The organism is Agarivorans gilvus (assembly GCF_001420915.1).
In the GTDB taxonomy this organism is placed as follows: domain Bacteria; phylum Pseudomonadota; class Gammaproteobacteria; order Enterobacterales; family Celerinatantimonadaceae; genus Agarivorans; species Agarivorans gilvus.
On the sequence record NZ_CP013021.1, the window covers coordinates 630,913 to 651,285 of the forward strand.

Genomic DNA, 20,373 nt, shown 5'->3' on the forward strand with positions numbered 1-20,373 from the left:
AAAGTCGTTCGAGCATTATACACCGCCAAATCGTCTAATGGCAGTTATTGAACTAAAGAATTAGCCGAAGCGATGAAGGTAATACAGAGAATTGGTGGGTTGTGAAGGATTTGAACCTTCGACCAATTGATTAAAAGTCAACTGCTCTACCAACTGAGCTAACAACCCAAAACAGGCAGCGATTACAGTGGTGGGTTGTGAAGGATTTGAACCTTCGACCAATTGATTAAAAGTCAACTGCTCTACCAACTGAGCTAACAACCCGCTGCTGAAATGCTTATTTTAAAACGAAGGAATGGTGGGTTGTGAAGGATTTGAACCTTCGACCAATTGATTAAAAGTCAACTGCTCTACCAACTGAGCTAACAACCCAAAGCGTTTCAAAATAGTGGTGGGTCGTGAAGGATTTGAACCTTCGACCAATTGATTAAAAGTCAACTGCTCTACCAACTGAGCTAACGACCCACTAAAGTTTGGTGATGATTGGTGGGTTGTGAAGGATTTGAACCTTCGACCAATTGATTAAAAGTCAACTGCTCTACCAACTGAGCTAACAACCCATTAAAAATCACACTGAAGAAACAAAATTGGTGGGTTGTGAAGGATTTGAACCTTCGACCAATTGATTAAAAGTCAACTGCTCTACCAACTGAGCTAACAACCCATTTTGCACTTCTGCTAAACCGTACTATTTGCTGTTGCAATTAGCCCGACTCAACGGCGGCCTATGATACGGATTTAAGGCTGTTGTGCAATAGTAATTTGAATCTTTTTTTTCAAGCGTTCAGCAAATAAGCAACCCGCTTCTTGTTTGTACAGAATTTTGAATTTACTGCACTTTATTTAACTTCTATTGGCTTAAAGCTGAGCCAAACGCGTCTTCGCCAAGCCAGCTGCCGCACTCGTTGGATACTGTTCAAGTACCCGATTAAATAAGGCTTTAGCCTCGGCATTGTTATTTTTAAACTGGGCAATGATACCTAATTTTAACAATGACTCAGCCACCTTATTAGATTGCGGATAATCATTAACAACTTTGTTGAATTGCTGCGAGGCTTGTTCACGTTGTCCACGAGTATATTGTAGTTGACCTAACCAATAATGGGCATTAGGTGCATAACTGGATTGAGGGTATTGCTGAATGAAGCTTTCAAAGGCGGGAATAGCCGCGTCATAGTCTTTTTGCTCCATCACTAAAGCAACCGCAGCATCATAAGCTTGGTCTTCACTTACCGTAGCTGCTGTGGCCACCTCTGGCGTATTCACTGTGCCGCTAGCATTAGCCGTTTGCAGCTGAGTAAAACGTCTATCCATTTCCTGATAAAGCTCGCGTTGACGCTCGATCATTTGTTGGATTTGGTAATTACTTTGCTCTAGTTGGCCCAGCATCGTGGATACGCTATCAGACATATCGTCTACCTGATTTTGTAGATCCAACTGTACTTGATTACGCGCTTGCAGCATTCGCTCTAAACGCTCTATCCGTTGCTCTAGGCTTAAGCCACTACTCGACAAGCCAGAGGCGGTTGCTGGAGCACTGGCCACCGACGCATCTTCAACCGGTGCAGCCGCGTTTACATTAAACGAAAATAAAACGGCTACCATAGTAGCCGTAATCATATTTAGTTTCATAAATGACTCTATGTGATTTAGCGTATTAATAAACTAACACAGCACGACGATTTTTAGCCATAGCTGCATCGGTATGAGCGCTATCTACTGGCTTCTCTTCACCGTAACTAACAATTGAAATTTGCGATGCTAATACACCCAAGCTTTGCAAATATTTAGCCACAGCCTTACCACGGCGCTCACCTAAAGCAATGTTGTACTCTGGCGTGCCTTTTTCATCGGTGTGACCTTCAATTAATACCGAAACCGATGGATTATCTCTTAGGTAACTAGCATGGGCTTCTAGAATTTCAGCAAACTCATCTCGAATGTCGGCGCGGTCAAATTCGAAATAAACTACTTGGCTTTGACGCAGCTCCGCCGCTTTTTGACGCTCTTGTTCTTCAATGCTTAGCACTGGGTCAACACCGCCTACTTCAACACCACCGGCATTTTGTTGGTTACCAGTGCCACCTACTACTTCCGTTCCAGTTTGACCCGCTTCGGTTACTTCACTATCACTTGCACTGTTAGAGCTACAAGCTGCCAAGCCAGTTAATGCTAAACCTAGAAAAAGTGTCTTTATTAGTCGTTCAAATTGCATTATGGATTCCTTATGATCACATAGTGTTTATTTAATTTAAAAAGGGTGACCACGCTGGGGCTCTAACACTGCCCTCTTTGGCGGGTAATGTAGCTTTAAATCGGCCATCCATGGAGACTAAAGCCAATACTTTACGCCCACCTGCTACCGTGCTGTACATAATCATACTGCCATTAGGTGCAACTGTGGGTGATTCATCAAGCTGAGTTCGAGTTAACACTTGCACATAACCACTATCAAAGTCCTGACGAGCAATTCGATATTGGCCATTAACTCGACTCACCATAACCAAGGCTGAACCATCGGGAGTCACAGCCCTCCTAAATTCATTTCACCTTCCCAGGTCACTCGATTAATTTTATTAGTGTCTAAATTAACTTTGTAAATTTGCGGTTTACCGCCACGCTCCGACGAGAACAACAGTTCATTGCCACTGGGCAACCAAGTTGGCTCGGTATCAATGCGTCGGCTTTTAGTAATGCGAGTCAGTTTTTTGCTTTCGATGTCAATAACATAAATATCTGGTTGTCCATCCTTAGATAAAACAATAGCTAAACGCTTACCATCAGGAGACCAGTCAGGCGCGCCATTAATACCAGAGAACGAGCTCAGTACCACGCGCTTACCCGCATCAGCGCCACGGATAGTATGTACAATAATCTCTGACTTATTATTTTCAAAACTAACGTAAGCTAATTGGCTGCCATCGGGAGACCAAGACGGCGACATTATCGGTTGCGATGAACGTAAAACGGTTTGCTCACTGTAGCCGTCGTAATCTGCCACTCTAAGTTGATAGCTTAGCTCTGCATTTTCATCCACCACAACATAGGCGATACGGGTTAAGAAAGCGCCGCGCTCGCCGGTTAAGGATTGATAAACGCGGTCTGAAATAAGGTGAGCCATTTGACGAAGCTGTACCTTAGCCACACTTTTAAAACGATCCAACAAAATATGGTCATTGCTTACCACTAATTGTCCGTCTTTAAGCTCTTGTTTGTTACCAGCGGTAACTTGACCTCTTAGTACATCCACAAGGGTGTAACTCACTCGGTATTGGCCACCTTCTAAGGCGTCAACCTTGCCTAGTAATACCGCTTCTACTCCTAAGGCTGCCCAAGCTTCGTAATCAACTTGCTCAAGCTCTTGCGGAGTTTGTGGCATTTCGCTGATCGCCACCGGATTAAATTTACCAGAACGGCGTAGATCGTTGGCAACCACTTTAGCTAAATCCAGCGGAACCTCACCGTGGCCATCCCATTGAAATGGCACCACCCCAACGGGCCGGGCGCTATCCACCCTTCTGTGATTACAATTTCGAGGTTAGCTTGAGCAACATTAATAAATGTAAACAACAGGCTGACACTTATTAGGAATTTTTTCATCATCACAGCTATTCCGGTTTAAGAGTTAAAGTAATATTTTTTAGTTTGGCGAACACATCCGGATCATCCGATACCGGCAGGCTCACCGCCTTTCTAATGGCTCGGCGGGCTGATTCACACACCGCGGCGTCACCTTTACCATCGCCAATACGAGTAACAAATCCATTCGATGCCAAGGTCAATTGAATTTGACATTGCTTGCCCATCATACTCGGCTCCGTCAACCAATGCCGCTGGATCGTCGACATAATTAGGGCTCGGTATTTTTCTAACTCGCCCAATACTTGACGTTGATGGCGCGCATTCGCTTCAGCTGCCATTTCCGCTTGAAGTTGACGTTCAAACTCAGCTTCTTGGCGCGCTATTTCAGCTTGACGCTGACGTTCGGCTTCTTCTTTAGCCGCCCGCTCGGCTGCCGCTCGCGCCTCTCGCTCTTTACGAATACGCTCTTGTTCAGCTTTACGCGCCGCCTCTTCGGCCTTTCTGGCTGCTTCCTCGGCTTGTTTTTGCTGCTCTAGCTTACGTAAGCGCTCAGCCTCTGCTGCTGCGGCGGCTTCTTCTGCTGCTTTACGCTGTTGTTCTTTCTGCAACCGGGCCGCTTCGGCACGCGCTGCCTTTTCTTGCTCTAGCTTTTGCTTTTCTCTTGCTCGTCTTGCCTGCTCATCGGCTTTACGTTTAGCTTCTTCTTGCTGACGTTTTTCCAACTCTAATTGTTTAATTCTACGTTCTTCGGCTAAACGTTTTTTACGTGCTTGCTCGGCTTCTTTTTCGGCCTGTTCAATACGTTTTCGTTCTTGCTCTGCCTTTTGCTGCTGTTGCTGTTTTATCCGCTCAACTTGCTGGCTTACCTGATCAATGTCCACCGCTGTGGCTTGAATGATAGGCGCACTGGGCGTCGCCTCTAGCTTGACCCGTTCAAAATCAACCGACCAGACCAAGGCAACAAACAACACTGCATGCAGCAGTATAGAGATGATTATGGATAGGCTAAATGGCGACTTCAATGCAATTCCTAAACTAATTATCGTCTGGCTGTGTCATTAAACCAACAGAAGGTACACCTGCGCTTTGCAGCAATACCATTAAGTTAATCACTTGTTCATAACGCACATTTTTATCGCCACGAACCACCACTGGCAGTTGCGGATCTAATTGCAGGTGCGCCATCACAATCGCTTGTAGGTCATCCCCCGATAGCGCCTGATCTGCAGAGCTACCGTCCTCCCCTGTGTCTAGGTAATACTGGCCACTTTCAGTTACCGTAGCAACCAAGGGTGGCTTGCTGTCTTCTGGCATCGGCTCAGCTGAAGCCTGCGGAAGATCCACCTTAACCCCTTGAGTTATCAATGGTGCGGTTACCATAAAAATAATCAGCAACACCAACATCACGTCGATGTAGGGCACTACATTAATTTCTGCGACTAAACGCCGCTTGGGACGCTGATAATAGTTCACCTTAAAACCTATGCGTTGCTATTACTGTGGGTTTGACGATGTAAAATACTGGAGAACTCTTCCATGAAGTTGGCATAGTCGTGTTCCAGTTTGGCGACTTTAGTTGAGAAACGGTTAAATGCGATCACCGCAGGAATCGCTGCAAATAAGCCCATCGCGGTAGCAATCAAGGCCTCTGCAATACCCGGTGCAACCATGTTTAAGCTGGCCTGCTGAACTTCACCTAAGGCGATAAAGGCGTTCATAATCCCCCATACAGTACCAAATAGGCCAATATAGGGACTAATAGAACCGATAGTTGCCAGCATGGGCAGCTGGTTTTCTAAACCTTCAACCTGACGAGACAAAGAAACTCGCATGCTGCGATAAGTTCCATCCATAACCGCTTCAGCGCTACGCCCACTCGACTTATGTAAGCGCACATATTCTTTAAAGCCGGAATGGAAAATTTGCTCCATGCCCTGCAAGTGATCGGCTCGTGCATTGCTTTCTTGATACAACTTATTGAGATCAACGCCTGACCAAAATTTCTGTTCAAAATTCTCACTGGCCGTTTTGGCTTTTTTTAAGATTTGATTACGATTAATGATCATTGCCCATGAATAAACAGACATGCTCACCAGCAACAACATTACACACTTAACCAATAGGCTAGCCTGCCAAAACAAGCCGATAAATGACATATCAGAATGCACCGAGTAAATCCTCTTTTAGATTTGTAGGAATGGCCGTGGCCTTCATTGAAGATAACGTGACACAAGCAACGGTAACCTGTCCTTGGGCGATCAGCTGTTGGTCCGCATCCCTAATGGCTTGATCAAACACAATACTTGCTCGTTTTAGCGTATTGATAGTGGTTTCTACGCTGAGTAGCTGGTTAAACAAGGCCGGACGTTTATAGTCGATGTTGAGGCTGCGAACCACAAAACAGATATCTTGCTGCATAAGCTGATCTTGCTGGTAGCCTAGATCTCTGAGCAATTCGGTTCGGCCTCTTTCAAAGTACTTAATGTGGTTGGCATGATACACCACGCCCCCCGCATCAGTATCTTCGTAATAAACCCGAACTGTAATAACTGCCATCTAACCTACCCTTGTATTTCGTTGACAAATAACTATACACAGGCAAGTGCTTAAGGTTAAGACTCTAAAGGATTAATTTAGATAATTGACCGAGAAAATTTTGATAACGGCTTAAAATTAAACATATTAAGCCGATTTTTTAGGCTGACTGTCGCCACCTAGCGACAGTATTTTTAGGCTTTGGGAAGGTCTAAACCAAGGTGAAGATAGGCCTTATCACTGGCAATTCGGCCTCGAGGTGTTCGTTGCAAATAACCTTGCTGAATTAAAAACGGTTCCAGTACATCCTCAATGGTTTCTTTATCTTCGCCAATCGCCGCAGCTAGGTTATCTAAACCCACTGGCCCACCGGAAAAAGTCTCGGTAATGGCTTTTAATAACTTGCTGTCCATATAATCGAAACCCGCGCTATCGACATTCAGCAAATCAAGAGCTTGCGCCGCCACTTGTTGAGTGACTTTGCCATCGAACTTAACGTCAGCGTAATCACGCACCCGACGTAATAGACGATTGGCAATTCGCGGCGTGCCGCGAGAGCGTCGAGCCACTTCCCAAGCACCCTGTTCATCTAGTTGCAAATTTAGGTAATGCGCGCTGCGGGCAACGATGTCAGCGAGATCCTTGGTATTATAAAACTCTAAGCGTTGCACTATTCCAAAACGGTCACGCAAGGGAGAGGTTAACATCCCAGCGCGAGTGGTTGCTCCAATTAAAGTAAAGGGTGGCAAATCTAATTTGATTGAACGAGCCGCCGGCCCTTCGCCTATCATAATATCCAGCTGGTAATCTTCCATTGCTGGGTAGAGCACTTCTTCAACCACCGCACTAAGACGATGGATTTCATCAATAAACAATACGTCGCCGGGTTCTAAGTTGGTTAGCAAAGCGGCTAAATCTCCGGCTTTTTCTAATACTGGCCCAGAGGTCGTTTTAATATTTACGTTTAATTCGTTAGCCACAATATTGGCTAAGGTAGTTTTACCCAAACCTGGTGGGCCAAAAATGAGTAAATGGTCCAGTGCATCGTCACGGCGGCGTGCCGCTTCAATAAAAATATCTAACTGTTCTACCACTGCCTGCTGGCCGGTATAGTCGGATAATTTTTTTGGCCTAATAGCACGATCAACGGATTCTTCTTCGCTAATCGCTGTAGCGGCGACCAAGCGGTCTGCTTCTATCATTATTTCTAACCTTTATTACAGAGCTGCCTTGAGTGCTTCTCGAATTAATTCTTCACTGCTCATTCCGTTTGTCCAGACTTGTTTAACTAGCTTGTCTGCTTGAATCGCTTTATAGCCCAAAGATTCCAATGCAGCAATTGCTTCTTCTTTAGGATCAACACTAGGCTGTAGCGGCAAATCACCGTGTGTAGATAGGCTATCACTTATTGGGGTTTGAGGCAGTTCCATATTCCAGTTTTTCAAGCGGTCTTTCATTTCAACTAACAAACGCTCGGCGGTTTTTTTACCTATACCCGGTACTTTCACCAAGCTAGAAAGGTCTTCGTGACTAACCGCCGCTACAAATTGTGCACAGCTCAGGCCTGACAATATCGCCAAAGCGACTTTCGGCCCGATGCCGTTAACTTTAATCAATTCACGAAACAAAGAGCGTGATGCATGATCATGAAAGCCATAGAGTAACTGAGCATCTTCTCGCACAATAAAATGAGTAAGTAAACGGACCGACTCTCCTAACTCGGGTAACTGATAGAAACAGTTCATTGGCAATTGGATCTCATAACCCACTCCTGCCACGTCAATCAGCACATAGGGCGGGGTCTTCTCTTCCAAAATACCTTTAATGCTCGCTATCACAACTCTCACTCCTTCAATAAACTGTGCCTAGCTTACCTTAAAGACTGGATATATATCCAGTCTTTAAACAGCGATTAGTCTCAGCAGTTAAAGCCACCAATGGCACCGAAATAAGCCAAGCTTAGGCTCGTAAAGCCATTGAAACTCAAAAGCTAATCAGCAACACTAAGTTACACAAATAAATAACTTGGCAGGAAGCAAAGTGGCAAAAAACCGTGAACCATTCGTTGGAATCGCCCTAGGAAGTGGTGCTGCAAGAGGTTGGGCACATATTGGCGTAATCAACGCGCTTAAAGATATGGGGATCCAGCCTCACGTAGTAGCAGGTTGCTCAATTGGCTCCTTAGTAGGGGCAGCCTATGCCTGCCAACGCTTGGATAAGCTCAGTGAATGGGCCACTAGCTTAAGCAGTTGGCAAGTATTTAATCTTATGGATTTCTCCTTAAACCGCGGTGGCTTATTAACTGGAGAAAAAGTCTTTAATGCCGCTGAAACCTATATTGGAAATGAGCGTATCGAACAGTTACCCATTCCCTTTGCTGCAGTCGCAACCGAATTGGAGTCAGGAAAAGAAATTTGGCTACAACGAGGCCAGATCCGTGATGCCGTTCGCTCCTCCTGTGCCATGCCCGGCTTAATGGCCCCTTACCGACTAAATGACCAATGGTTAGTGGACGGTGCGGTGGTCAACCCGGTCCCTGTATCATTATGCCGGGCAATGGGCGCCGATGTGGTGATTGCCGTTAATTTAAATAGTGACAAAACCCGCATCGACCTTTCTGAAAACCAATTGTTAGACGGTGCGGCCAGCAGTGAACCCAGTCAACCGTTTTGGCGCTTATTAGGGGGTGGCAAAGACTTTTTAAATTCGATGTTAGCCAATTTAAAACAACCCGCCGCTAACCGCTCTCCGGGCATGATTGGGTTATGTCGACCTCGATTAATATTATGCAAGAACGCTTAACCCGTACACGCATGGCGGGCGATCCGCCGGATATTTTGCTCTCACCTAAGTTAGGCGATATCGGTATTATGGACTTTCACCGTGCCGAAGAAGCCATTGCAGAAGGCAAACGCGTGACCGAGCTGATGCGCCATCAAATTGAGGAAGAGATACTCTACCGCTAAGCAGCTTCCAGCTTACTGAATAATATTAATTTAAATAATCAATAATATTGATATGCATTAATATAGCCATTAAAAAACAACATCTTAAAAATATTATATTGATTTTTATCACCTGAAATTAGCAGTTCCTCGTGGCTCTCGAAGTTCTATAATGGAGTAACAATTTGAGGGCTGCTATGTTAGTTAAAATTAGACATTTTCAACCATCTGACTGGGCATGTATCGGTATCGCTTTGCTGATACTGACGCCGCTAATAAACGGACCAGCGGCTTTATTGATAGGAGCCTGTTTGGCGAATTTAGGCTATAGCCCTAAAAATCTCCAGCTGGCTAAGATAACCAAACGTTTATTATCTTTTTCCATTGTTGGTCTTGGTTTCGGTATTTCCATTGAACAAGCCATTGAATATAGCCAAAAAGGCTTCGGCTTAATCGTCGGCTCTATTGCTCTAACCCTAAGCCTTGGTTATCTTCTGGGAAAATATCTACGCGTAGAAAGAAAAACTGGCTATCTCATTTCAAGCGGTACCGCTATTTGTGGAGGCAGTGCAATCGCGGCGGTGTCACCTGCAATTGGCGCGAACAGTAAACAAACATCTTTAGCACTTGCCACAGTGTTCATCTTAAACGCCTGTGGTTTATTTATTTTTCCACTTATTGGTCATTTATTCAGTTTAAGCCAAGTACAATTTGGCTATTGGGCCGCCATTGCTATTCACGATACCTCGTCGGTGGTAGGGGCTGCTGCAGCTTATGGAGATAAAGCCTTAAGCGTTGCCACTACTGTAAAACTGGCTAGAGCCTTATGGATTATTCCGGTAGCCTTAGTGAGTGCCTTAGTGTTTAAAGAAAAGGACAGTAAATTTAAGCTTCCTTACTTTATTCTATTCTACGTCTTGGCCATCGTTATCAGCAATTACCTGCCCTACTTTAGCTCTCTGTATAACGGTATTTTTGATGCCTCAAAGCAAGTACTAAAAGTGTGTTTGTTTTTTATCGGCTACGAATTAACAGCCAGTAGCTTGCGCTCTGCCGGCATTAAGCCGCTGCTACTGGGGGTATTGTTATGGATGTTTATAGCGAGCCTATCACTACTAGTGATTTATTGTTTCTATTAGCTTGTGCCAACAGCCTGCTAGGTCTTTAGCAGGCTACAAAAGTGATTCAATAGCGTCGCGTTATTGGTGTAATTAGCAATACAGTGTGTGGTAATGGCTCTTACTTACCAAGTGCCTTAAAACGTTTTTTGTATGTTTTATAAGCCAATGCCACTAACAGCATTATGAAAGCCAAGGCTTGCAGTGTTGCACTGGTAAGCCCTTGGTAAAACCAAGATGAAATCAAACTTATCAAAACTAAAGATAGAAATACTATGTGCAATGCGCTGTCCTCCACAATGCTATCTTAGCTTCGGAGCAAACACCGACAAATTCAGTTTACGCATAAGCTAGCACCAGCAATTATATGGCACTAAGCACTAAGACAAGCACCAAGGCTTGGTGGTTTACCCAATCCCCTAACAATGCCACGTAAAGCTCGGCCATCAACGGCCAACTCCCATCAGTAACAACTAGGCTGAATCATTGACAAAACTAGCCCAAACACCGATACGCACACTTAACTTTTGGCTTATCCGCCACAGCGCGGGCAAGCGAGCACGCCTAATTGGCCTAAATAAGGACAATAATAATTAGACATACATCACGTTTTTGTTAGAATCGTCGCCAATTGACTAAACTACGGCAGGCCCAATGTTTCAAACTTTGCTTTATCGAATAATGTTTCCTTTTATCATTGCCTTATTGCTCATCATCTTAGCAATATTGGAAATGCAAAAGGTCACTTTGGCAAAGTTCTATGATAAACAATTGAGTGTTTCAGACTACTTAAATTGGTTTGCCACCCACCCGTCTAATACCATTGATGCACTACAAGTATTAAAAGCACAGCAGCCCGATCATCATGGTGGAACCACCCAAGATTGGTGCCCTGCCGTCCATTCCGACAATGGCTTCGTGAGTATTAGCTATTTAGACGAGCAACCTGTCTGCTGTAACTTAGGAAAGGGTCAACGTTATGTTTACTATAAAGAAAGTGAACAAGACATTACCTTGCTATGTGGTCGTTGGCCAAGAACAGAAATTGTCAGTGTTGATAAAACCGGCATGCGCGCTGCTCAGTCCTATCGCAATACTTATTAGAACCAGTTGGCCTTTCACGGTTAATTTTTCCGCCCTATTCGAGCAGCGTTAGTAGAAGCTTTCTACTACGTTATAAGTTGCTCAAGCAGAGTCACGATATTTCAAAGGCTCTGCCTTGTACAAGGCCCCTGCAAGCCGCTGTAATAAACACCTCGAAAGATCAACAGAGCCTAATTAGTGCTCATCAAAAAAGTCTTTATTACGAATGTATTTTCGCATGTAGTGAAAGGTGAAAGGTAATAACAGCCAGCTAATTAAAGATTTACTCAATCGATACCAAGTAGGAATATTTTCATACACTTTTTCATCGTGTAACCACAGCATTCGGCCGACATGCCAATACAAAAATGGCAGTGGTGGTAAAAAAGTTACGATGTCTAAATCGCAGCAAATTCGGTAAGTCTTATGATGTAATTTATAGTGCTGTTTGAAGTTCCATATCCCCGTAGCGGGCTGACCAAAAGTCACCACTCGTTTCACCTTTTTCGGAAAGCGATGCTCCAACCTATCCGCAGCCAATACCGCCATACACCCCCAGAGGAATGACCGGTCAGGCTTATCCGCTTGCCCTGATCGATTAGTGGTTGCAACACCGATTCTAAACGCTGGTAAACCGTAAGCTGCCGTTTACTGCGATTAGGCGGACAGCTGGTTTGCTCAAGTAATTGCAAGTAGCCCCAATGAACATGGTAATAATGGTGACCAAGCCAGTACTTTCTAGGAATACAGGCCAAATTGACCAGCCAATCAAATAGGTTCATAGAACCCCGAAACACCACTATCACCTCTTCTTTATTATCCTTCCATAATACCCGAGTCGTAGAACGTCCCCAGCGGTCGAATACATCTTGATATTGGTATTTATCTCGAGCCAACTGAGTGTCTTGCAAGGCAGAAGGGTAAGCTAAGCGACACAGCACTGCATAACGTTCATATTGATAACGTTTTAGCTTCTTGAGTTTTGCCGCTGGCTCTTGGGTAAAAGAAGAAAAAAACAACTTGGCACACCAATATTACAAGGTAACCTATTGAAACACACTCGTCATAAATTAATATGACAGTTTTATGAAGAGCGTTACTGTTGATAGTAATTCAACCAATACTGCTGCGCTCGATTGTTGTCAGGGCTTACTGGTGTAAAGATGAGACCTTCGCCAACTTGCTGCATCACCACAAAGCCATGGGCCTCCATTGCTCCTTGTGAGGACAAACTTAAACGCCCCCACCCTTGGCTAAAGTGTCTAAGAGAGGGAAACATCAAGCGTAGGCTTTGTTTACTACAACTCTCATTAGTGCTGATGATATCTATGTACAGAGCACTATCCGACCAGGTTTGCGCTTTAACTTTTTCTAGTTGCTGTTGAATACTGCTCGACCAAGCCAATTCCACCACTTGCAAGCGACCGCGTAAGGGCGCCAACTGCTCAGCGACACAGGCTTTATTGGACGGTAAGCTCATGCCTACAGCTGTTTGCTGATGTCCAGCCAGCAACAGCGAACTCGCCTCAATCATCTCCACATTGTTAACTTGCTCTAAACGCAACGTTAACTTGGGATAAGCAGCATCGATAACTTCAATAGCCAACTGATTGGCTTGACTGAACAGGGGCAGTAAACAGCCAATGTAGATCCACCACTTCATTATTATCCATCCCTCTGGGTTACTTCATGCTTATTAGCTTGCTCTTCAAGACTAGCAAACCAACGCGCAATTTGTTGGCAAGTCCAATTGGGGGCATCTAAGGCTAGGTCGTGTCCTGCTCGCGGGTGTACTTTTAAACCACATCCCCATGCTTGCGCCATGGCTTGGCTACAACGAACGCTCACCAATTGATCTCGACGGCTTGCTAATAACAATAACGGAACCGATGGCGCTTGCTCAAGTTTAAATGTTGCAGCAGCCACCAACTGCTTGAAGGCGTTCGCTACACTTACCGGGCACTGCTCTGCCCAGCCAATCCAGCTGGCCAACACAGTTTGATGGCGCTCAGGAAAACTTGAACTTAACTGCATTATTCGCCGCTCTCGGCTCGCTCTCGTGCTGGCGAACAAACAGCCTAACAATTTGAAGTAGTTACGATAGTTCAATCGCTGGTAAAACGGCGAAAATGCGGCATTGGAAGGATTAAGCAGTGTAAGCGAGCGTACCTCTTCTGGATACGCCCTAGCCCAATCTAAGGCCAACATGCCTCCCATTGAAATGGCCAACAAATCAAGCTGCTTAATCTCCACCTGGCACAAGCGAAGTTGTACTCGTAGGCTTTGTCTTAACTTTGCAATCTGCCAGGCACTGGACAAATGATAAAGCTGGCCATTACCTGGAACATCAAAGCTTAATACCGCCCGCTCAGGATACCGCCGCTGGAGCTGCTGTTTGAACTCTCCCCAATGTCGCTGTTCTCGTACTAAACCTCGCAGCAATACTATTGGTCTAGAACTAACAGGCTCTGTCATTAGCGATACCACAACTGTTTTGCCAAACGCTGATAATGCAGAGCTTGCTCTTGGTCATTTAATATGGGGGCGGAATAACATGCGTTCATAAGAAACTCCATTAGTACTAAGTGGCGGCGTAATACCCGCTGTACACGATGCGGCTTCATTGGGTGAAACAAGCCTAAGCTATTAAACAGCTGTAGCGGATTCTTCTTCAACCAACGCCAAGAGCCCATTTCTAACGTTAGCGGTAAAAAGACTCCTGGGTAGGCCAATGACTGTTGGTAAGCGTAGTCCCACAGATCGCCATGGCAAACATAGTGTTTAGTTTGCGGCTCAAATAAATAGTTTTGGTGAGGATAAGAGCTAAAAAACAATTCGCGTAAACGGTAGAGACAGGCCAAATCAGCCATCACCTCGCTACTTGAATGCGCATATGGAAACCACAGCCGATCATTCTGACCAAATCCACTGTGGCAATCCAATACCAAGCTAAAAGGGCGTTGCAACAAGGTCTGCTGTACAGTGTTTACAATAGCTTGGCTTTCGCTTTCCATCGCTTCCCCCAATCGCCCTCGATACCATGGTAGTTTGCTACTTATGCGTTGGCCTCCCACCAAAAAACTTGCACCATGTTGCGCCTGTATCGGAGAGTTTCGCATTAAGTCCACTCCATTAGCATTGGCGCGCCGCTGCATCACCATGCCACAAGGATTAGCGATAGGAATAAAGGCTAAGTAAAACTGTGTTAGTAATTGCTGCAACTGCCTGTCCCAAGTTAAGCGCTGTAATATACTTGAAAGAAAAGACAACACTACTTGGCTGCCAATACGCTCGACACCGTGGATCCCTCCCACAAACATAATTCCCGGATTAGCCATAGCCTGATTACCCAAACTGACCAAGTGCACCGGAAAGCGCCCCTTACTGCAATTGGGCTCAGCTATAGTACCAATAGTTAGTTTGTCATCGTGCTGTTCGAGCAAGCTCAACAGTTGCTCCATCTCGGGGAAATCGCTCAAGCCCTGCATTCATGCTCCGGTTGCTATAATTGAGCTACAAGGTCTAGCAAACCCGCATGACAAAATCATGACTAAGTGGAGCTCCAACCCGAGTAATATTAGCGAAGTTATTGATTTTGCGAGAAAGCTCGCCTTCAGTTACACTGCTTGCTGTGTTTATAAGGGGTTATTATGCCGGTTAACGACAGTCTCGATTTTTCTTCTGTATTAGCGACAGCGGTTCATGACATGAAAAACTCATTGTGCATGCTAACCCAATCCACAGAGTCCCTTGCCCAACGCTCTAAGCAGCAGGGACGAGAAGACAGTGAAGAATTGTCTCGCTTGCATTACGAAGTCTCTCGCCTGAACGGCAGTTTAATGCAATTACTGGCTTTATACCGCTTTGAGAAAGAGCAGATGCCAATGACTATCGAAGAGCATTACATAGAGGACTTGCTCAACGATATCTATTACAAAAACCAAACCTTTATTGAACAAACTGGCCTCAAAGTCATTTTAGAGGTAGAACCGAGCTTAACTTGGTATTTTGATGGGCAACTAGTTGATTACCTTTTAAATGACATTGTTATAAACGCCTTACGCTATTCCGAAAAACAGATTAAGATTTCTGCCAAACAAGCCGATAACTATTTATGTATCCAAATTTTTGATGATGGAAGCGGTTTTCCACAAGAAATTATTGATTTGGCAAAGGAAGACGTTGCTTCTCAGATCAACTTTGTTAAAAATCGTAGTGGTTTAGGTTTATTTTTCGCAAAATTGATCGCTAAAGCACATATAAACTCAGGTAAGGTAGGTAAAATAACCTTAGAAAACGGTAGCTGCTTAGGTGGAAGCTGTTTCAGTTTATACCTTCCGTAACATAAACACTTAAGGATTTTTTCGGTTAAATTATGGTATTTACCTTAATATTGCTTGGCGTTGGTGCACTGTTGTTTTTGGTTATCGCCTACAACATGGTTCAGCAATTTAAACAAAAACAAGAAGCCGAGCGCCGTTTAGCCATCGCTAAACAAAAAGCCATTATTAACGAAACCGAAGAGTTACTGCTGCACTCCTCCATTCTCCCCTACAGTAAAGTTCTCGTAGAGTTACTACACAAGCGAATTTACGAAGCACTTAATCAAATTCAAACGGTTGATCCTAGTGTTAAAGGCCTAAATAGCCGCATTCGGGCTACCAAAGAACAACTTAGCCAGATTAATACCGCCAGTGAAATCAGCGACAGCGCTTTTCGTGCCCCCGATACCGACAAAGACGCCTTGCAAATGCTGCAAATCGTAAAAAAAATTAGAGCCGTAGTTCGCTCAGAACATGCCAAAGGGCGCCTAAATACCCAAGTATTCGTGCTTGAAGACCGCCGTTTAGAATTAATGCAACTCAAAGTGAATATTGAGAATGCCTTGAAACGCGCCATCGAAGCCCAAGCGCTACGCCAATGGGGCACCGCGCGACAACTATTAAATAAAGGAATTTCAGCGCTAAATAATATTTCTGATAGAGATGCTTATCTAGAACAAAAACTTCAAGATATGTTGCAAATGAATCAGGAAATGAGTGAAAAACTCAAATCGGCTAGCCAAAAAGAGGCGCAAAGTTTAGCTGAAAAAGAAACCGACGAGTTAGACGTATTATTCCAGCCTAAGAAAAAATGGTAGCTTTTTGTTGCCTAATCAGTGGCAGTATTAGACCTCACTTAGCAGCTATGCAAAAATAAGCACAAATAAAATCTAAGTTAAGCAACAATGCGCAAATCACTCCAACAAATATCTCGCGACCCGCTGCATGGGGTTTATTTTATTGGCACCACTCCGCCTAAGAAAAACACAGACATTGAAATGGTCAGCGATATCGCCGATAAACTACTGTCACGTTTAGATGAAATCGATTATGACGGCCTTATTGTTTACGACATTCAAGATGAAAGTAGTCGTATCGACAAGCCGCGCCCCTTTCCCTTTATGCAGACCCATGACCCGCGACTCTACGCTCAGTTATTAATGCACAAAAGCCAGCGTTCGGTAATCACTTACAAAAGTGTCTCTCAACGTAGCGCTGAGGACTTTGTAGGCTGGCTAAAAGAAGCGTGGCATCAATATGAAATTCGTGACTTAGTTTTGGTGGGCAGCCCTGCCGCCAACCAAGATATCAAACTCAGCCTAGCCGATGCCTATAAGGCATTAGCCGATAGCGCGCCCGACTTCTATCTTGGTGGTGTTACCATTGCCGAGCGCCACGCTAAAAAAGGCGATGAGCACACCCGGCTGCTGCATAAAACCGAGCAAGGATGCCAGTACTTTGTTACTCAGGCGGTATATAACGCCCAAGCCACCATTGATATGTTGAGTCGTTACGCTCATGCTTGTCAGCAAAACCAACAGCAACCACAACGCATTATTCTTACCTTTTCGCCTTGTGGTAGCGCTAAAACCCTAGAGTTTATTGAGTGGTTGGGTATTTCTGTGCCAGAAGCCACCAGCTTACGAATACTCAATGCCGATAAGCCTCTAAAAGAATCGATACTGATTTGCTATAACAACCTGTTGCAAATCCTCGAAGCGGTATTGCCTTTAGGGGTCCCTTTGGGACTCAATATCGAGAGTCTCACCAACCGTAAAGAAGAAATTGACGCGGCCATTTTGCTGTATAAATTACTTAAAGCAACAATGGATAAAAAGCTGGCTCAGCTACAATTAAACAGCTGATTTAACTATTTAAAATACAATAAAAAAGGAAGCCAATTGGCTTCCTTTTTTAGGTTAAGCCTTTTTCTTAGGCTTCTTGCGTTTATCTTCAGCGACCCACTTACCGTCACTAAAGTAGGCTCGCCAACCGGTTGGTTTACCGTCTACTTCACTACTGATGTATTGCTCTTTGGTTTTACGGCTATAACGGATAAGCGTTTTCACACCATCAGGATCGGCCACCGGCCCTTCTGCCAAATAGTAAAACTTCTCAGGAAGGCGGTCTTTAAAACGCTGTAGTTCTTCAACCAGTGGTGCCCGTGTTTCACGCGAGCGCGGGAAATTGCTGGCAGCCATAAAGATCCCCGAAGCCCCATCACGTAATACAAAGTAGGCATCGCTATTAACACATGGCAGTTCAGGTAGGTGAACTGGGTCTTCGCGTGGAGGAGCCACTTCACCATTTTTCAAAATTTTACGGGTATTGCTGCAATCTTCGCCGGTACAGGCCATGTACTTGCCAAAACGTCCGGTACGCAACTGCATGTCACTACCACATTTCTCACACTCAACAATCGGACCGTCGTAGCCTTTAATCTTGAAATTACCCTGCTCTACGATATAACCCTCACAATCAGGGTTATTACCACACACATGCAGTTTGCGCTTCTCATCAATTAAGTAGCTATCCATTGCCGTACCACAAACAGGACAGCGCTCTTTGGCTCGTAGTGCTTCAGTTTCTTGTTCTTCGGCATCCGCGGCCACCGCTTCTTCACCGGGGATCAAGTTAATAGTGCATTTACAGCGCTCTTTCGGCGGCAGAGCATAACCTGAACAACCGAGGAATACGCCGGTACTGGCGGTGCGGATCCCCATTGGACGCTGACAATCCGGACACTCGATATTGGTGATAACCGGGGTATTGCTGCGCATCCCTTTTTCATCATCATCGGCTGTAGTGAGCTGCTTTTTAAAGTTTTTATAGAACTGATTTAATACTTGTTTCCACTCAAAGTTGCCGTCAGCCACTTCGTCCAGACGTTCTTCCATTTCTGCAGTGAAATCATAATTCATTAAATCTTGGAAACTTTCGCACAGTCGCTCGGAAACAATTTCGCCCATTTTCTCAGCATAGAAACGGCGCCCTTCGGTGCGCACATAACCACGGTCTTGAATGGTAGAAATAATAGAGGCATAAGTAGAAGGACGACCAATGCCGCGCTTTTCTAATTCTCGAACCAACGACGCTTCATTAAAGCGAGCCGGTGGCTTGGTAAAGTGTTGTTTAGGGTCGAGGGCCACTAAGTCTAGTGAATCACCTTGGGCAACCGCTGGTAATACTCCGTCTTCACCTTTATTTGCTTTACCTACGGGCTGAACGCGAGTCCAACCATCAAAACGTAGGATCTTACCTTTAGCGCGAAGCTCAAAGTCACCCGCGGTAACGGTTACAGTTGTCGCATCGTATTGCGCGTCGGTCATTTGACACGCCACAAATTGACGCCAAATAAGGTCGTACAATTTAGCGGCGTCATTATCAACGCCGGCGAGTTGAGCACTGGTTACCGTAACATCAGAAGGACGAATAGCTTCGTGGGCTTCTTGAGCCCCTTCCTTGCTAGAGTAACGTAAGGGGTTTTCAGGCAGATACTTGGCACCGAAATTATCGTCGATATAGCCTCTAACCGCCTCTACAGCGTCTTTACTCAAGTTTGTCGAGTCAGTACGCATGTAAGTGATATAACCCGCTTCATAGAGTCTCTGAGCCAACATCATGGTGCGCTTCACACCAAAACCTAAGCGAGTGCTAGCAGCTTGCTGCATGGTAGAGGTAATGTAAGGAGCCTTGGGTTTAGAACGAGTCGGCTTGTCTTCACGCTTGCTAACTTGATATTTTGCTGCTTGTAAACTAGCAACGGCTTGTTCAGCTTGCTCTTTATTGACTGGCTTAAACGCCTGGCCTTGTTGTTTGGCCACCTCTAAACGTAGCGCTTCGCCTTGAGAAGTAGCAAGGTCGGCATGAATGTCCCAGAACTCTTCTGGAACAAAGGCTTTAATTTCACGCTCTTTTTCTACCACTAAGCGCACCGCTACCGATTGTACTCGACCAGCAGAAAGCCCACGGGCAATTTTCTTCCACAGTAAGGGCGATACCATGTAGCCCACCACCCGATCGAGGAAGCGTCGAGCTTGCTGGGCATTTACCCTATCCATGTTTAACTCACTAGGATGAGAGAAAGCATCTTTAATCGCGGTCTTCGTAATCTCGTTAAAAACTACACGTTTAAAGCGACTATCATCACCACCAATCACTTCTTTTAAGTGCCAGGCGATGGCCTCTCCTTCGCGGTCCAAATCGGTTGCGAGATAAATAGTGTCTGCGCTCTCGGCTAAACTTTTTAACTCATTTACTACCTTTTCCTTGCCCGGTAGGATTTGATAGTTAGCTTTCCAATCCTTTTCTGGGTCTACCCCCATTCTGGCAACTAAGGCTTTTTGATCTTTGGCTTTCTTTAACTTAGCTTTTTCTTCAGCACTTAAGCCTTTGGTTGATACCGGTGCGGCTTTCTTTTTAGTAGTACTACTTCCACTACTAGGCAAATCACGAATATGACCCACACTTGACTTCACCACATACTGGCGTCCCAAGTATTTATTAATCGTTTTTGCTTTAGCGGGTGACTCCACTATAACTAGAGATTTACTCATATTGCTCTTTTTTTACCATTGGGTTCGCTTAGTTGGCCAACTAAGTGAAGTAATAGATATTTGTTCTTTTTTATATTGCGCGAGAGTTGCCATAGGTCAATAACTTTTTTAAATCTTTGGCTTATTGGGCGAATAATTAAGCGCTCGACCACAAAGATACAAACTGTTAACATCGCAAACTCATCATTATTGCGTAGAGTTATACGCTTGATTTTCTATTTTCGCCAATATA

General features: G+C 44.7%; 17 protein-coding genes, 6 tRNA genes and 3 pseudogenes. 6 read left to right on the forward strand and 20 right to left on the reverse strand.

Going from position 1 to position 20,373, the window contains the following annotated elements:
- Window positions 1-92 precede the first annotated feature (92 nt).
- The 15 genes and pseudogenes from AR383_RS02965 to ruvA form a co-directional block, all read right to left on the reverse strand.
- Window positions 93-168, reverse strand: a tRNA-Lys gene (locus tag AR383_RS02965).
- A 20-nt stretch (window positions 169-188) separates the two neighbouring features.
- Window positions 189-264, reverse strand: a tRNA-Lys gene (locus AR383_RS02970).
- Between the two features lie 32 nt (window positions 265-296).
- A tRNA-Lys gene (locus AR383_RS02975) sits at window positions 297-372 on the reverse strand.
- A 17-nt stretch (window positions 373-389) separates the two neighbouring features.
- A tRNA-Lys gene (locus tag AR383_RS02980) sits at window positions 390-465 on the reverse strand.
- Between the two features lie 19 nt (window positions 466-484).
- Window positions 485-560, reverse strand: a tRNA-Lys gene (locus AR383_RS02985).
- A 28-nt stretch (window positions 561-588) separates the two neighbouring features.
- A tRNA-Lys gene (locus AR383_RS02990) sits at window positions 589-664 on the reverse strand.
- Window positions 665-858: 194 nt separating this feature from the next.
- Window positions 859-1,632, reverse strand: a complete 774-nt coding sequence (gene ybgF, locus AR383_RS02995) for a tol-pal system protein YbgF (protein WP_055731788.1) — start codon at window positions 1,630-1,632, stop codon at window positions 859-861.
- Window positions 1,633-1,657: 25 nt separating this feature from the next.
- Entirely contained in the window at window positions 1,658-2,215 is a 558-nt protein-coding gene (gene pal, locus AR383_RS03000) for a peptidoglycan-associated lipoprotein Pal (RefSeq protein WP_055731789.1), read from the reverse strand.
- Window positions 2,216-2,246: 31 nt separating this feature from the next.
- Window positions 2,247-3,600 (reverse strand): annotated as a pseudogene (gene tolB / locus AR383_RS03005) (Tol-Pal system beta propeller repeat protein TolB).
- Between the two features lie 8 nt (window positions 3,601-3,608).
- A complete protein-coding gene (gene tolA, locus AR383_RS03010; RefSeq protein WP_055731790.1) occupies window positions 3,609-4,604 on the reverse strand; it encodes a cell envelope integrity protein TolA in 996 nt (331 codons plus the stop codon).
- Between the two features lie 13 nt (window positions 4,605-4,617).
- Window positions 4,618-5,055: a protein TolR gene (gene tolR / locus AR383_RS03015; protein WP_055731791.1), complete on the reverse strand. Its 438-nt coding sequence runs from the start codon at window positions 5,053-5,055 to the stop codon at window positions 4,618-4,620.
- Window positions 5,056-5,063: 8 nt separating this feature from the next.
- Window positions 5,064-5,750: a protein TolQ gene (gene tolQ, locus AR383_RS03020; protein ID WP_055731792.1), complete on the reverse strand. Its 687-nt coding sequence runs from the start codon at window positions 5,748-5,750 to the stop codon at window positions 5,064-5,066.
- Window positions 5,740-6,138: a tol-pal system-associated acyl-CoA thioesterase gene (gene ybgC / locus AR383_RS03025; RefSeq protein ID WP_055731793.1), complete on the reverse strand. Its 399-nt coding sequence runs from the start codon at window positions 6,136-6,138 to the stop codon at window positions 5,740-5,742. Before ybgC ends, tolQ begins: the two co-directional genes overlap by 11 nt.
- A gap of 173 nt (window positions 6,139-6,311) precedes the next feature.
- Window positions 6,312-7,319: a Holliday junction branch migration DNA helicase RuvB gene (gene ruvB / locus AR383_RS03030; protein WP_055731794.1), complete on the reverse strand. Its 1,008-nt coding sequence runs from the start codon at window positions 7,317-7,319 to the stop codon at window positions 6,312-6,314.
- Between the two features lie 15 nt (window positions 7,320-7,334).
- On the reverse strand, window positions 7,335-7,955 hold the full coding sequence (gene ruvA, locus AR383_RS03035) for a Holliday junction branch migration protein RuvA (RefSeq protein ID WP_055731795.1): 621 nt from the start codon (window positions 7,953-7,955) through the stop codon (window positions 7,335-7,337).
- Window positions 7,956-8,157: 202 nt separating this feature from the next.
- Between ruvA and rssA the strand changes: the two are divergent.
- The 3 genes and pseudogenes from rssA (at window position 8,158) to AR383_RS03050 (ending at window position 11,284) form a co-directional block, all read left to right on the forward strand.
- Window positions 8,158-9,083 (forward strand): annotated as a pseudogene (gene rssA / locus AR383_RS03040) (patatin-like phospholipase RssA).
- Window positions 9,084-9,259: 176 nt separating this feature from the next.
- Window positions 9,260-10,201, forward strand: a complete 942-nt coding sequence (locus AR383_RS03045; protein WP_055731796.1) for a YeiH family protein — start codon at window positions 9,260-9,262, stop codon at window positions 10,199-10,201.
- A 633-nt stretch (window positions 10,202-10,834) separates the two neighbouring features.
- Window positions 10,835-11,284, forward strand: coding sequence for a hypothetical protein (locus AR383_RS03050; RefSeq protein WP_055731797.1), 450 nt, complete (start codon window positions 10,835-10,837; stop codon window positions 11,282-11,284).
- Window positions 11,285-11,458: 174 nt separating this feature from the next.
- On the opposite strand, the pseudogene AR383_RS22625 reads toward AR383_RS03050, so the two are convergent.
- The 4 genes and pseudogenes from AR383_RS22625 to AR383_RS03070 form a co-directional block, all read right to left on the reverse strand.
- A pseudogene (locus AR383_RS22625) lies at window positions 11,459-12,045 on the reverse strand (lipase family protein).
- A 314-nt stretch (window positions 12,046-12,359) separates the two neighbouring features.
- Complete coding sequence (locus AR383_RS03060; protein ID WP_055731798.1) at window positions 12,360-12,926, reverse strand: hypothetical protein; 567 nt, start codon at window positions 12,924-12,926, stop codon at window positions 12,360-12,362.
- A 2-nt stretch (window positions 12,927-12,928) separates the two neighbouring features.
- Window positions 12,929-13,738 (reverse strand): alpha/beta fold hydrolase, encoded by an 810-nt coding sequence (locus AR383_RS03065; RefSeq protein WP_055731799.1) that lies wholly within the window; start codon window positions 13,736-13,738, stop codon window positions 12,929-12,931.
- Window positions 13,738-14,751, reverse strand: coding sequence for a M14 family zinc carboxypeptidase (locus AR383_RS03070; protein ID WP_055731800.1), 1,014 nt, complete (start codon window positions 14,749-14,751; stop codon window positions 13,738-13,740). Before AR383_RS03070 ends, AR383_RS03065 begins: the two co-directional genes overlap by 1 nt.
- Before the next feature lie 162 nt (window positions 14,752-14,913).
- On the opposite strand from AR383_RS03070, the gene AR383_RS03075 reads away from it, so the two are divergent.
- The 3 genes from AR383_RS03075 (at window position 14,914) to AR383_RS03085 (ending at window position 17,450) form a co-directional block, all read left to right on the forward strand.
- The gene (locus tag AR383_RS03075) at window positions 14,914-15,606 is read left to right on the forward strand and encodes a sensor histidine kinase (RefSeq protein WP_055731801.1); all 693 of its coding nucleotides are present in this window, start codon (window positions 14,914-14,916) and stop codon (window positions 15,604-15,606) included.
- 32 nt (window positions 15,607-15,638) lie between these two features.
- Entirely contained in the window at window positions 15,639-16,403 is a 765-nt protein-coding gene (locus AR383_RS03080; RefSeq protein ID WP_055731802.1) for a hypothetical protein, read from the forward strand.
- Between the two features lie 87 nt (window positions 16,404-16,490).
- Window positions 16,491-17,450 carry a methylenetetrahydrofolate reductase gene (locus AR383_RS03085; protein WP_055731803.1) on the forward strand — a complete coding sequence of 320 codons (960 nt, stop codon included), beginning with the start codon at window positions 16,491-16,493 and terminating at the stop codon, window positions 17,448-17,450.
- Window positions 17,451-17,504: 54 nt separating this feature from the next.
- Here AR383_RS03085 and topA read toward each other — a convergent pair whose 3' ends face one another.
- The gene (gene topA, locus AR383_RS03090) at window positions 17,505-20,141 is read right to left on the reverse strand and encodes a type I DNA topoisomerase (RefSeq protein WP_055731804.1); all 2,637 of its coding nucleotides are present in this window, start codon (window positions 20,139-20,141) and stop codon (window positions 17,505-17,507) included.
- Between the last annotated feature and the right edge of the window lie 232 nt (window positions 20,142-20,373).

Coding starts and splice junctions, on each gene's coding strand:
- ybgF (WP_055731788.1), bottom strand. CDS start 1,632: ATGAAACTAAATATGATTACGGCTACTATGGTAGCCGTTTTATTTTCG.
- pal (WP_055731789.1), bottom strand. CDS start 2,215: ATGCAATTTGAACGACTAATAAAGACACTTTTTCTAGGTTTAGCATTA.
- ybgC (WP_055731793.1), bottom strand. CDS start 6,138: ATGGCAGTTATTACAGTTCGGGTTTATTACGAAGATACTGATGCGGGG.
- ruvB (WP_055731794.1), bottom strand. CDS start 7,319: ATGATAGAAGCAGACCGCTTGGTCGCCGCTACAGCGATTAGCGAAGAA.
- AR383_RS03045 (WP_055731796.1), top strand. CDS start 9,260: ATGTTAGTTAAAATTAGACATTTTCAACCATCTGACTGGGCATGTATC.
- AR383_RS03050 (WP_055731797.1), top strand. CDS start 10,835: ATGTTTCAAACTTTGCTTTATCGAATAATGTTTCCTTTTATCATTGCC.
- AR383_RS03060 (WP_055731798.1), bottom strand. CDS start 12,926: ATGAAGTGGTGGATCTACATTGGCTGTTTACTGCCCCTGTTCAGTCAA.
- AR383_RS03065 (WP_055731799.1), bottom strand. CDS start 13,738: ATGACAGAGCCTGTTAGTTCTAGACCAATAGTATTGCTGCGAGGTTTA.
- AR383_RS03070 (WP_055731800.1), bottom strand. CDS start 14,751: ATGCAGGGCTTGAGCGATTTCCCCGAGATGGAGCAACTGTTGAGCTTG.
- AR383_RS03075 (WP_055731801.1), top strand. CDS start 14,914: ATGCCGGTTAACGACAGTCTCGATTTTTCTTCTGTATTAGCGACAGCG.
- AR383_RS03080 (WP_055731802.1), top strand. CDS start 15,639: ATGGTATTTACCTTAATATTGCTTGGCGTTGGTGCACTGTTGTTTTTG.
- AR383_RS03085 (WP_055731803.1), top strand. CDS start 16,491: ATGCGCAAATCACTCCAACAAATATCTCGCGACCCGCTGCATGGGGTT.
- topA (WP_055731804.1), bottom strand. CDS start 20,141: ATGAGTAAATCTCTAGTTATAGTGGAGTCACCCGCTAAAGCAAAAACG.